This is a genomic window from Bradyrhizobium sp. CAR08, assembly GCF_052871955.1.
In genome coordinates this window covers 568,326-580,667 of record NZ_JBIXJX010000001.1, presented here as the reverse complement: position 1 = coordinate 580,667, position 12,342 = coordinate 568,326, and the positions used below count along the sequence as shown (strand labels likewise).

The 12,342-nt window shown below is 62.4% G+C and carries 11 protein-coding genes; 4 read left to right on the top strand and 7 right to left on the bottom strand.

Annotation, left to right across the window (positions count from 1 at the left end):
* Positions 1–11: 11 nt before the first annotated feature.
* Positions 12–995, top strand: a complete 984-nt coding sequence (locus ACIPUD_RS02660) for a helix-turn-helix domain-containing protein (protein ID WP_018460351.1) — start codon at positions 12–14, stop codon at positions 993–995.
* 83 nt (positions 996–1,078) lie between these two features.
* Here ACIPUD_RS02660 and ACIPUD_RS02655 read toward each other — a convergent pair whose 3' ends face one another.
* Positions 1,079–3,400, bottom strand: coding sequence for a molybdopterin guanine dinucleotide-containing S/N-oxide reductase (locus ACIPUD_RS02655; protein WP_446480064.1), 2,322 nt, complete (start codon positions 3,398–3,400; stop codon positions 1,079–1,081).
* A 287-nt stretch (positions 3,401–3,687) separates the two neighbouring features.
* Between ACIPUD_RS02655 and ACIPUD_RS02650 the strand changes: the two genes are divergently transcribed.
* Complete coding sequence (locus ACIPUD_RS02650) at positions 3,688–4,080, top strand: RidA family protein (RefSeq protein WP_018460353.1); 393 nt, start codon at positions 3,688–3,690, stop codon at positions 4,078–4,080.
* 69 nt (positions 4,081–4,149) lie between these two features.
* Here ACIPUD_RS02650 and ACIPUD_RS02645 read toward each other — a convergent pair whose 3' ends face one another.
* From ACIPUD_RS02645 to ACIPUD_RS02625, 5 genes are all read right to left on the bottom strand, one after another.
* The gene (locus ACIPUD_RS02645) at positions 4,150–5,358 is read right to left on the bottom strand and encodes a multidrug effflux MFS transporter (RefSeq protein WP_446480063.1); all 1,209 of its coding nucleotides are present in this window, start codon (positions 5,356–5,358) and stop codon (positions 4,150–4,152) included.
* 180 nt (positions 5,359–5,538) lie between these two features.
* Positions 5,539–6,213, bottom strand: a complete 675-nt coding sequence (locus ACIPUD_RS02640; protein WP_039801392.1) for a helix-turn-helix transcriptional regulator — start codon at positions 6,211–6,213, stop codon at positions 5,539–5,541.
* Between the two features lie 114 nt (positions 6,214–6,327).
* Positions 6,328–6,714, bottom strand: coding sequence for a hypothetical protein (locus ACIPUD_RS02635; protein WP_446480062.1), 387 nt, complete (start codon positions 6,712–6,714; stop codon positions 6,328–6,330).
* Positions 6,715–6,912: 198 nt separating this feature from the next.
* The gene (gene mddA / locus ACIPUD_RS02630) at positions 6,913–7,815 is read right to left on the bottom strand and encodes a methanethiol S-methyltransferase (protein ID WP_198957638.1); all 903 of its coding nucleotides are present in this window, start codon (positions 7,813–7,815) and stop codon (positions 6,913–6,915) included.
* Positions 7,816–7,892: 77 nt separating this feature from the next.
* On the bottom strand, positions 7,893–8,816 hold the full coding sequence (locus ACIPUD_RS02625; RefSeq protein WP_240543173.1) for a class I SAM-dependent methyltransferase: 924 nt from the start codon (positions 8,814–8,816) through the stop codon (positions 7,893–7,895).
* A 209-nt stretch (positions 8,817–9,025) separates the two neighbouring features.
* Between ACIPUD_RS02625 and ACIPUD_RS02620 the strand changes: the two genes are divergently transcribed.
* Complete coding sequence (locus ACIPUD_RS02620; RefSeq protein WP_085395395.1) at positions 9,026–9,976, top strand: AraC family transcriptional regulator; 951 nt, start codon at positions 9,026–9,028, stop codon at positions 9,974–9,976.
* A gap of 641 nt (positions 9,977–10,617) precedes the next feature.
* Positions 10,618–11,400, top strand: coding sequence for a Crp/Fnr family transcriptional regulator (locus ACIPUD_RS02615; RefSeq protein ID WP_085348983.1), 783 nt, complete (start codon positions 10,618–10,620; stop codon positions 11,398–11,400).
* Here ACIPUD_RS02615 and ACIPUD_RS02610 read toward each other — a convergent pair.
* Positions 11,375–12,337, bottom strand: coding sequence for a hypothetical protein (locus ACIPUD_RS02610; RefSeq protein WP_446480061.1), 963 nt, complete (start codon positions 12,335–12,337; stop codon positions 11,375–11,377). The two genes, ACIPUD_RS02615 and ACIPUD_RS02610, sit on opposite strands and share 26 nt — an antisense overlap.
* Positions 12,338–12,342: the final 5 nt, after the last annotated feature.

Genomic DNA, 12,342 nt, shown 5'->3' with positions numbered 1-12,342 from the left:
GAGGACGAACGATGTTGACCAATTTGCAGGCAGGTGATGCCTGGATTGAATTTCCGGGCACCTCGGGGGATTGCGAGTTCCCCCGGGCAACACACGCGATCATTCGGGAGCGTCAATGGCGTCAGATCGATCCGCGCACGGGAGCGGCGGCCGAGGACATCGCGATCTCGCGATGGGAAGACCCGCGGAGCACCTCGTCGCACCAAGCGACGACGCCCGAGGATCGCTATTTCGTCGGCATCGCCCTCAAGACCACGCGCGCGAAACTGACCCGGGATCGCCAGGTCATTTTCGACGGGACCATGCCCGCGGGCACACTGTATCTCACCGCGCCGTCAAAGCCCCTCGCCGTACAATTCCAGTCGCCATGCGCCTTCTTGCACTTTTACATCTCCGCGGATCAATTTCCGGCACAATTTTCCGGAACTGAAGGTTTGAATGATCTCGTCCTGTTGCGCGATCCGCTCGCGGCCGAGCTTGCCAAGGCGCTGATCGAACTTGGCGACGCCGCGGACCACGAGTTCACGCGCTGCATTGGCCAAACCCTCGCGATGCATCTGGCGCGGCTGGAATTGCCACGCGCCAAGGTCAATGCCCTGCCGAAATGGCGGCTGCGGCGCGTCGAGCAATATATCGCCGATCATTTCCACCGCTGCATCAGCCTGTCCGAGCTCGCCAATGTCGCCGGCCTGTCCAGAATGCACTTTGCGGCGCAATTCCGCGTCGCGACCGGTTATCGCCCCCGCGAATATCTGCTCAATCACCGGATCGAGCAGGCCAAGACGTTGCTGGCGACCACCGAGCGGCCGCTGGCCGAGATCGCACTCGCCGTCGGCTTCAGCACGCAGGCGCATTTTTCGACTGTCTTCAAGCGCATCACCGATCAATCCCCGGCACGCTGGCGCCTCGCCAGCAAGGGCGAACGGCGAGAGGTGCAAGCACTCCCGCCGCGTCGTCCTGCTACGGAGAGGGACTGGATCAGCGCAGCCGCGTAAGCATTCGCTCGCGCCCTCATCCTCCCGGGCCTGCGAGCCACTCGGGGCCGTCCCTGCACCCACACAGGACGGCCCCTTTTTTTCTACACCGGATCGAAAGCCCGGATCGGCGGCAGATTGCCGGTGAACTTCTCGACCTCGACTGTCGTGAGCTGACCGGTGCAGCCTTGCGCAAAGGACGACGTGCCGACGTCGCGGGTGAGCACGTTCGGATTGCCGTGCACGCAGAGCGGCGCGTCGTCTTCGGGGTCCATCGGGTCGTACCAGGCGCCGGTCGGGAGCTGGACCACGCCGAGCGCGATGCCGTCGGTGACGTGGACCGCGGCGAGACAGGCGCCGCGCGCGTTGAACAGCCGGATGATGTCGCCGTGCTTGATCCCGCGTGCGTCTGCGTCCTGCGGGTTCATGCGCGCGACCTCGCGGCCGCGATGTTTGCTTTGAAGCGAATGTCCGCCGAAATCGAGCTGGCTATGCAGACGCGTCACGGGCTGGTTGGCGACCAGGAAGCACGGCGCCCCCGGCTTGGGCGTGTCGGACTTCTCCAGCCAGACCGGATGGCCCGGGCAATCCGCATCACCATGACCTGCGATCTTGGCAGAGAATATTTCGATGCGACCGCTCGGCGTGGGCAAAGCATGATTGACGGGATCGTCGCGGAAGCGGCGCAGCCGGCCACCGTCGTCGGGCTGCTGCGGCACCACCAGGCTGCCGCGCCGCCAGAACTCTTCGAAGCTCGGCGCTTCCAGGCCGCGCGCTTCGAGCGAGGCGCGGGTCGGCTCATAAAGATGTTCCAGCCACTGACGTGACGTCCGCCCCTCGGTGAAGGGCTCGCGCGCACCGAGACGGTCGGCGAGATCGGCGAAGATCTCGTAGTCGTCGCGCGCAAGGCCGAACGGCTCGGCGATCCGGTGCATCGCGACCATCAGGGGATCGTTGCTGGAATAGCCGATGTCTTCGCGTTCGAGCGTCATCGTCGAGGGCAGCACGATGTCGGCATGCCGGGCCGTGGCAGTCCATGCGAGCTCGTGCACGACCAGCGTGTCGACTTTCGCAAACGCCTTGCGCAGGCGGTTGATGTCCTGGTGGTGATGGAAGGGATTGCCGCCGGCCCAGTAGACAAGGCGGATATCCGGATAGGTGCGCGTCTCGCCGTTGTAGCGATAGGCGCTGCCGGGATTGAGCAGCATGTCGGCGATGCGCGCCACCGGAATGAAATCGCGGACAGCGTTGCGGCCCTGCCCTAATGTCGGCCCCGGCACGTCGTTGACGCGGCGACCGTAATAGCCGATTGCCCCCAACGAATAGGCGTAGCCGCCGCCGGAGAGGCCGATCTGGCCGAGCGCTGCCGCCAGCACCATGCCCATCCACACCGGCTGCTCGCCATGCTCGGCGCGCTGGAGCGAATGAGAGACGGTGATGAGCGCGCGCTTGCCGGCGAGCCGGCGCGCCAGCTTGCGGATTGTGTCGGTGTCGACGCCGCAGACCGCGGCGGCCCATTCGGCGTGCTTGGGTTGGCCGTCGCTCTCGCCGGTGAGATAGCGCAGGAAGACCGGCCAGCCCTCGGTGTAGCGATCGAGGAAGGCCTGGTCGTGCAGGTTCTCCGCGATCAGCGTATGAACGATGCCGAGCATCAGCGCGGTGTCGGTCCCGGGCACGCAGGTCATCCACTCGGCGCCGGCCTCGACGGGCAGGTCTTCGCGCAACGGGCTGACCAGGATGAACGCGCAGCCGCGGCGGCGCGCAGCTTCCATCGCGCCGCGCTCGACATGCTTGCTGATCGAGCCGCCTGCGACCATCGAGTTCTTCAGCGCCATGCCGCCGAACGCCAGCACGATGTCGGTATCAGCCGCGATCTGCTCCCAGGTGACATTGCGCTTGGTGATATCCTCGTAGCCGCAGAGGATCTGCGGCAGCAGCACCGAGGACGCGCCGGAGGAATAGGAGTTCACCGAGCGCACATAGCCGCCCAAGGCGATGTTGAGGAAGCGATGCACCTGGCTCTGGGCGTGGTGGAAGCGGCCCGCGCTCGACCAGCCATAGGAGCCGCCGAACACCGCGCCGGGGCCGCGCGTGTCACGGATGCGTGCCAGCTCGTCGCCGAGCAGATCGAGCGCCTTTTCCCAGCTGACGGATACGAATTCATCGCGGCCGCGGCGATCGTCCGGACCCGGACCGCGTTCGAGCCAGCCGCGGCGGATCGCCGGCTGGGTGATGCGCGCCTGATGGCGTAGCGCGCCGGGAAAATTGTCGATGATGCGGTTCGGATCGGGATCGCGCGCATAGGCCCTGACCTCGAGCCCGGCCTCGCCTTGACGTGCCGAGAACACGCCCCAATGCGAGGTGTGCGGCTTGAAGCCGTCGGACAGGTCGAGGCCGGGGTCGGGGAAGCCAATCGTATCGTCCATCGTCGCATTCCTTGTTCCGGTCGCGGCACTGTCCCGGCCGCACCGATGTCATCCGCGTCGCAGTATAGCGATCCGCGCTTCGATGTCGTCGGGTCAGGGCCGGCGAAAATGCCGGGCGCTCGTGCAAGGACAGATTGGCGAACGTTCGCAGGAACGACCCGGCGGCGATTTTTCGTCCAATTTGTGCTTTTATTTTCAACGCTTTAGTCGGTTGCATTCAGAGCCGCGCGGTCCGTCTTTCGGTGAGACTTGGCGCGAGATCTCTTTGCGACGACACTGACATTGAAATGTGCGATATGCCGCCCGTCACACACAACATCGGTCCCATCATGATCAAGCGCGTCTTGCCCTACGAGGGTCTGCTCCACGAAGTGGTCGAGCATCATGGCGTGCTCTACATCGGTGGAATCGTCCCAGAGGACACGAGCCTCGACATGTCGGGCCAGGCAAATGACGTCCTCGGGCAGTTGGCGCAGCTGCTCAAGACCCTCGGATCCGATCTGAGCAACGTCTTGCAGGTGACCATCTACATGACGAGCCTCAAGGAGAAGGCAGACTTCAACGCGGCCTGGAAGGCGCATTTTGCAGAGGCTCATCTGCCGGCGCGCGCCGCAATCGGCGTGGCGGATCTCGGTCCCGGCGTCAAACTCGAGATCACGGCCATCGCCGCTCGACAATAGTGGCATGCCAGGGCGCCGCAAAGAACCTCACACCAAACCCATTGTGTTCTCGGCAAGATCCACCTCAGATTAGCGCCGCTCGTGAAGGATAACCGCCACGAGCGACGTTACTGTCAGCACGATTCCTAGCCCGACGGCCGGATCGCTGGCGACAATCGCCGCGAGAGAGGCACCGCATGCAGCGCCCGCCATTTGCGAGAATCCGAACAGGGCTGCGGCGATACCGGCCTTGCTGCCAAACGGCGACAGCGCTGCCGCGCTCGACAGCGGGCTCACTATTCCCACGCCGAACAGAAAGACGGAAGCCGCTAACAGAAATGGCAGCAGCGCGCCGTTCGCGAGCAGCACCGCGCAAAGCAGCCCGGCGCCTCCGAGGACGGTTAGTCCCAAGCCGACCGACGTCGCACGGCAGGAACCAACCCGCGCCGATAGCCTAGGCGCCAGCATGCCGGCCGCAAACACCAGGAAGACCACGCCCGCAAATAGCTCACCAAGTTTGATTGGCAAGAATCCAAACGATTCGAGCAGCACCCGCGGCGCGCTGGAGAAAATCGCGAAAAGACCGGCCATCACCAGTCCAGCGGTTCTAGCAGGCGCAACGAACCGGCGATCCCGAACAAGCTCCAGATAGAAGCCGGCAATTTTGAGCGGATTCAGAGAACGACGCGCGCCGTCATTGGTTTCGCCGACGAAGGTCGCATAGGCCAAAGCCGTGCAGAGCGCGAAGGCCGCGACAAAGGCAAATTCCGAGCGCCAGCCAAAGAATAGATCGAGCGCACTCCCCAGCAGCGGTGAAAAGCCTGGGGCGGCCGCGGTTGCCATGGTGATCGAGGCCATGACCTTTGCAAGTGCCTGGCCATCGAACAGATCCCGGGCGATCGCACGTGAAAGCACCGAAGCCGCACATGCGCCGCAAGCCTGCATTGATCGGCCGATCAGCAGGCTCGATAGATCGCGCGCGAAAGCGCACCAGATCGTACCGGCGATGAAAATTCCGAGCCCTATCAGAATCGGCATGCGTCGCCCGAACCGGTCCGACAGCGGGCCGGCAATCAATTGCCCTATGGCGAAAATCGCCAGAAAGATCGTGAAGGCCGACGTGACCGCCGCGCTGGATACATGCAAATCGGCCGCGATGACCGGCAGCGAAGGCAAGAAGATGTTGATCGCAAGGATTCCTGTCGCCGCCAGGGCACAAATCACTATTCTGCGCGCCGCCGCCCCTGCTTGACGTCCGTGCCCCGCCGCAGAAACCGTGCCCTCGACTTCAATGGACATGCTGCGCTCCCAAGTCCTGTCCAGATGCGGCGAGGCAGGGACGCCTGATCACCTACCCCACTGCATGCTGGCCGGACGCATGCCATCCTGAACAACCACTGCTTGGGTGTCGTCCTGCGAATGTGGGAGGAGCGCGCAAATATTTGCTGCTTCTGGGTGCTGCAATGAGCGCCCTCTCTCCTATCCCGCCAGGGGCGTCGTATAGCCTGCAACCAGCTTGACGAGATCCGCCTGGCGCGCGGTGCCTGTTTTTTCAAACAACCGGCTGACATGCGTCCTAACCGTGCTATCGGCGACCCCGAACGCCATAGCGACCTCAGGAACGCCACCGACCTCGACGATGGCCAGCAACACGCGGAGTTCGGTCGGCGTCAGCTTGAACGCGCTGCCGATGGCTCCGGGAATAGAAGCAACCGCCAGCGACGCCTTGCGAACGAACAAGGCCGCCGTGGCGGTGTAAACAATACCAGCACGCCGACGCGCGCCTGACGTGAGGGGCAATGCATGGGCCACATAGCGGTCGCCCTCCCTGCCGGTCAGCGGCAACGCGATGCCCCTTATACCAAGTGCGGCATCGCCCTGCCCCGCGGTGGCGAAGACATCTCGCAGGGTGCGGTCGACCTGAGGATCGCTGGCGACCAGCCGCCCGCCCACGGAACTCAGAATATCACGAGCGTCGAGAATGGCATTGCCGGCCGTATTGGCGTGAATGAGACGTCCACCGGGATCGACGAGATACATGCCAGCACCGAGCCCGTCCAGCGTGTCAACGAACGTCGCGAGTTCAGCGGCCTTGAACTCGAACATCTTGCCGATCACGACGGCACGCCTGATATGCGGCGCGATCAGCCTCATTTGCCGGCGCGCGTGCTCGTCGACGAGCCCATTTCGCCGGTGGCGGAAGACCCCGAAAATAGCTGTGCTGACCGTGGTCCTGTCGACAACCGCGCTGACAAAATCGACAAGCCCCTAGGGCTCGGCCCACTGCCGGTATAGTTCACTCTGGGTGAGTGCTGCGAAAGACATCAAATCGGTCGTCGCGATCGGCTGCTCGAGGTCACCGAGAAAGTGCCCCTCCGCGGAGGAATAAATCTGCCGAAAGAGTTCGACCCGCAACGGCACGTCAAATCCAAAGCGATGGGGCACCGTGGCGTGCTGGACACCGACGTCCTTGCAGAACAGCCCGCCTGCTGCGCCGCCAACGAATTGCACGATGCTGACGATGGCGTCTTCCCAACGAGAGGGATCGATGGCGGCATCGTAGATGACGCTGATCAGGTCGCTCAGTTGCTGCTGATCATCTGAATTGTCTTTCGACGATTCCGAAACCGACCGCGGATGTGAAACCCTGTTCATTCGAAGACGCGCCCCCGGTGTGAGGATAGCTGTGAGACAACTTTAAGCTTTTCCGCTGATAGCGAGCCGGTATCGCGCTCAAATCATTTTGATCGTGTCCCACCGGAGCCGCGGGGAATATCGGCCATCCTTCAAATGGAGGATGGTCATGCGGTCGGTGATCCTCTTGGCCGGACGCCGCAGGTTGAAATGAGTTGATCAGAACGCGATGCGCACGCCGCCCTGGCCGTGTCGATACGGCTGCGACCGGACGCCGCGCCGCTTGAATCCACCCCTGCTTGCGGACTGATTGGCCTGTCTTGACGAGCGTCTCGGGTCGGCGTCCTGGGACGCGGCGAAGCTTCGGCATGAAAGCGGGACGAGCATGGCCGCGTGACGGCGGTAGCGGCGATACCGGTTGCCGAACTGCTGGATCAGATCGTGCTCTTCCAACTGAATGCCGATCAGGATGTAGGCTGTGATGCCAAGCGAATAGACCAGATGACCGACCGTCATCGCAGGCGTGGCCCAGACTGCGAGCAGGATGCCGAGATAGATCGGATGGCGGACATACCGGTAGAGCAACGGCGTGCGGAATTTGGCTTCGGGCGGTTGTTTACCGAACAGGTGCATGAACACCTGGCTGAGGCCGAACAACTCGAAATGATTGAGAAGAAACGTGCTGACCACCAGCACGACCCAACCCAGCCAGAAGACGGCGTCGAGCGCCCCCGCCGCGACCGGGTGGTTCACGGTCCAGACCGGCGTGGGGATCGGCTGCCACTGCCAGTACAGCAACAGCAGTGCAAAGCTGGCGAACAGCACGTAGGTGCTGCGCTCGACCGAAGCCGGCACGATTCGCGTCCACCAGCGCTTGAAGCCCTGACGCGCCATCACGCTGTGCTGGATCGCGAACACTCCGATTAGCAGCACATCGATAACAATGCTTGCCAGAACCGGACCAATGGCCCCGGAATCGATAGACTTTGGAACGACCAGGTTCCCGGTGAAGGCAATGAGATAGAGCAAGGCGACGAGCGTGACACCGTAAGCGGCAGTGCCGTAGAGGACCGCAACTAGACCTGCCATCAATCTTCTCCCAGAGAGTTCATTTTTTTGCATCAATTCGTCCGATCGCGGCGGCGGCTGCGGCGGTGCTTACAATGAAGAGATTTCGAGCAGCGACTGGCGCGGGTACGTCACCCCCGGGGCCGCGGCGGTGATCCCGGATTCTGCGCGGTGACCATCCAAGAGCTTGAATTCATCATCACGCCTTCAGGGCGGACGAATTGTTTCAACTCGTCCTTCAAGGCCGCCACCAGCGTATCAAACAAACGAGCAGCCTTCGGACCGGCTTCGCGATAAACCTCCCCTGCGGGACCGATCGCGAGCTGAAACGCGACCGCTTCGTCAAGATCTCGCCCGACCAAGACTTCGGCATCGATCCGTTCGAACCTGATGCCGCCGTAGCCGGCAATCATCAATTGCCGAGTCACGGCCTCGGGATCGGTCATAGAAAACGGTCCGGGGCCGCAGGTTGCAGCGTCTTCCCTGACGGGGGGCAGGTAGCGAAGCAGAACCTCCTTCGACAGTGTAAGCCACGGATTGTCCGCCCGTTCGCGCCAGACGACCATCGTCATCAGTCCACCCGGCTTGAGCGCAAATCGCATGTTGCTCAAGCCAGCCGTTGGGTCTTCGAAGAACTGGGTTCCAAAGCGAGAGAAGCAAAAATCATGTACCGGCTCGAACGGATTGGTCTGAACATCCGCTTCGAGAAAGCTGAGATTGGTCACCCCTGCCTCCTTCGCATCTGCGCGGCCGACGTCGAGGAAGGCATTGCAGCAATCGAGGCCGAGGACGGATCCGGTCGGTCCGACGCGCCGCGCAAGTTCAATTGCGGTGTCGCCCCAGCCACATCCCACATCCAGGGCCCTGTCGCCGGCTCTGATCGGCAGCGACGGGAAGACTTCAGCGCTATGCAGGTGAAGGCCGCCGGCGAGGATGTGCCGCCACGCATTGAATTTCGGAGCCAGTACCGCGTTCCAGAAATCGATATACGGCGTGACGGTTGCGGTAGCCTGCGCGATGCTCATGATCGGGATATCCGTCTGCTTGGTTGCCATCCAGAACCCCGTCGTGGCGTCCCGCTTTTCCATTCTTCCGCAACCGGTTCCGCGTCCGCCTGACCGTCTGGACAGCGTCTCAAGGAAACGTGGAGGAATCGGTTGCTTGGCAGTTCATTCATGAGCCCCGTATAAGCGCGGGGACCGCCACGGTGAATGATCGCCCAGCCGGATCAGTTGACCGATCGTCCAAATCTGAGATTAGCCTAATGATCGATCCGCTATCGGAAGTGCTTCGATCGGTTCGCCTGACCGGCGGCATTTTTCTGGATGCGCGGTTCACCGCGCCGTGGAGCGTCCATACGCAGATCGTCGCTGAGGACTGCGTGACCTTCGCGGTCAAGCCCTCGCTGCTGATCGCTTACCACTTCGTCATCGCCGGAAAATTTCTGCTCAGCGTCGACAGCGAACCTACAGTCGAGGTGCGGGCCGGCGAGATCGTACTGCTGCCCAGAAACGATGTTCATACACTCGCCAGCGACGCGGGTCTGGTACCGACAAACGCGCGTCATCTCATTCAGCCGTCACCGGATGGGGGGCTGGCAAAAATTATGCACGGCGGAGGCGGTGAGCCGGCGCAAATCGTGTGCGGTTTTCTCGGCAGCGAGGAAACCTATAATCCGTTGATCGCGGCCCTGCCAAGAGTGCTGAAGCTCGACATTCGCGAGGGGGTCGCACGCGACTGGATCGAGGCTTCAGTGCGATATGCAGCCGGCGAACTGACGGCCGGCAGGTTCGCCTCGTCAAACCTGATGTCTCGGCTTTCCGAACTGCTGTTCGTAGAGGCGATGCGGCAATATTCCGTGACATACACCGATCAAGATGGAGGATGGCTGAAGGGGATTGCCGATCCGAAAATCGGACGCGCGCTCGCCTCCATTCATCATAACGTCGGGCTGCCGTGGTCCGCGGAGTCCCTTGCGAGAGAAGTCTCGATGTCGCGGAGCGCCTTCGTCGACCGCTTCACAACCCTGATCGGGGTGCCACCAATCCGGTATCTGACCATCTGGCGGCTTCAGGCAGCCAAGGTGAGCCTACGAGAAACACGCAAGCCGATCGACCAAATCGCAGAGGAAGTGGGTTACGGATCCGGAGAAGCATTCAGCCGGGCGTTCAGGCGTGAATTCGGCCTGGCGCCTGCGCGATGGCGGCAACGCTGACAACGCAATTGATTGCGCACGCGTCAAGTTTCAGAACGAGCCTCCATAGGGGGACGATCAGGAAATGATGCGTCGCCGTCGCGGCGAGAGCCGTAGCGGGTCAAACCGGCCCTGGACGGTCGGAATCGCACCTCTTGTCTATCTCGCACAGCGGAGCATGTGACCAGCTGATACGCACGTCCTAGTGCCCTCGGCGTGGACCTGGAGCACGGGCACGCGTCACGCACGCCAATTTCAGTGCGCACAAACCCGCGCGATATCGGCGACGGGTCGAGATCGGCGAAGGCACGCACATGGTCCTGCTGGAGAAGAACCGGTTGCAGGCCTTCGACGCGATCAATCAGTTTCTCTCGGAACAGTATGAGCATGACTAGCGCGATCTCCGCGGACCCGCCGCGAGAAACACAGATGCTTCGCCTGAGCGCGACTCGCGCTTCCGGTTCCCGAATCGTCCGATCCTTGAGGACGATCGCATGCGCCGTCTACTATTCCGGAACCGTTTGACCGATCGCCCTCGCACTTCTGGGCGCATGCTGGGCAGACAAACAATGACCTGCATGGAGTAAAACTATCAAAGTTTAATGCGCTCTGTCGTTCTCATCGATCAAATTGGGGACGGGTTCTGAGTTATTAGGCGACCAATGCAGGCAGGATTTGCGTTCTCCAAGCTCGCCGACCGGTTGGCGAGCCTCACTCCCGTAACGGCCGACGATCTCCACCTGCTCGCGGACATGGCAAGCACAATCGCGCATCTCGGTTCGCGTCAGGCCGTTTTGCGGCATGGCGATGATGCCACCCAGTGCTGCCTGCTCCTTCAGGGATATCTGTCGTGGCAGGATGCAGAGAGTGCGGACGGGCAGATCACGTCAATCCATGTTCCCGGTGACATCGCCGATCTACACACGCTTTATCGTCCTCGCGTTGACGGCAACCTGATCGCGCTCGGCCCTGCCATCGTCGCTCTCGTGCCACACCGCTTCTTTCACGATTTGTCCGCGCGTTCGCCCGCGATGTCTCGCGCATTGCTGCTGATGCTGCTCACCACCCACGCCATTCAGCGCAACTGGACAGTGAACCTGGGTAGCCGTGATGCATTGACGCGCGTGGCGCATCTGCTGTGCGAGATCACCACCCGGCTGCAAAGCGTCGGCTTGGCGAGAGATTTCAGACTGCCGTCACCCTTCACCCAATCGGACCTTGCGGCAGCATGCAGCATCTCCCCGGTCCACGCCAACCGCACGATTCAGGAACTGCGACGATGCAATCTCCTGCAATGGCAGGGCAAGACGGTAACGATCACGGACTGGCAGGGACTCGTGCGGCTCGCAAGATTCGATCCGACTTACCTGAGCATTTCGTCCAGCCGCGACGATGCGTCGTCCTCGCGTCTCAGGCCACTTACGGCGGACCTTGCGCTCGCTTGAGCTCCTTTCGGACGACACCTTGGAGACTTGCGGAGCGTGCAATCAGGGCCTCCCGCACCTCTTCAAGGACGCTATCCCAGTTGCCTGGTGTCCTCTGATGAAACAGCCGCAGGCTCGGATACCAAAGGGAATGGGCCTCGGATGCCGGCCAGCGCCAGTCGCAATCCGCATGCAATAAGACCCACGCCTCACAGCCGAGTGCTGCCGCGAGATGGGCCACCATAGTGTCGACGCAAATGACGAGATCGAGCCGCTGGAGGAGATGACCGAGAACCGTAACGTCAGGCGTGCTGACGTCCCTCGCGCCGATCTCGGCCAGTTCGCACGTTCGGGCCCCGCGTTGCAGTGAGCAGAGCGTCACGCCGGGAACGGCAAGATGTCCCAACAGGGACGGCGGAACGGTCCTCCGCTTGTCCCAATTGCCGACTTCCCAAACCAGGCCCACGGCAAGGCCCCTGAGTTCGAGACCTCGGTCTTGCGGGAGCGCTGGTTCGACCTTGGTCGGCAACGACAGGTAAGGTGCGCGCATCTCGACCTGCTCTCGCCTCGCCCTTATGGCATGCGGCACCTCCATAATCTCGATATCGACCTCGAAGTCGACCTCAGGTGCACCATCATGGAGCGCGAAGGCCCGATCGACGCCAGCCGCTCGCTCGACCAGCGGCAGAAGCTCGCCCTGGCACCAGACCGTGACGCGGCGCGCGACGTCACGAAGCGGCCGCATGAAGCGCAGGAACTGGATAGTGTCGCCGAGCCCGTGGTAGCAGCGGACCAGCACATCCCTGCCCCTCAGTTCCTCACCACGCCAGATCCGCTGCAGGTGACGCGGCCCGGTGTGCTTGGGTGGATACGCAAGCATTGCCAGATCGCGGTCATTGATTGCCCAGGCGCGTTCGAAGTCGCCTGCCCGCATCGCCTCGGTCCAGCTGCCCGACACGTGGT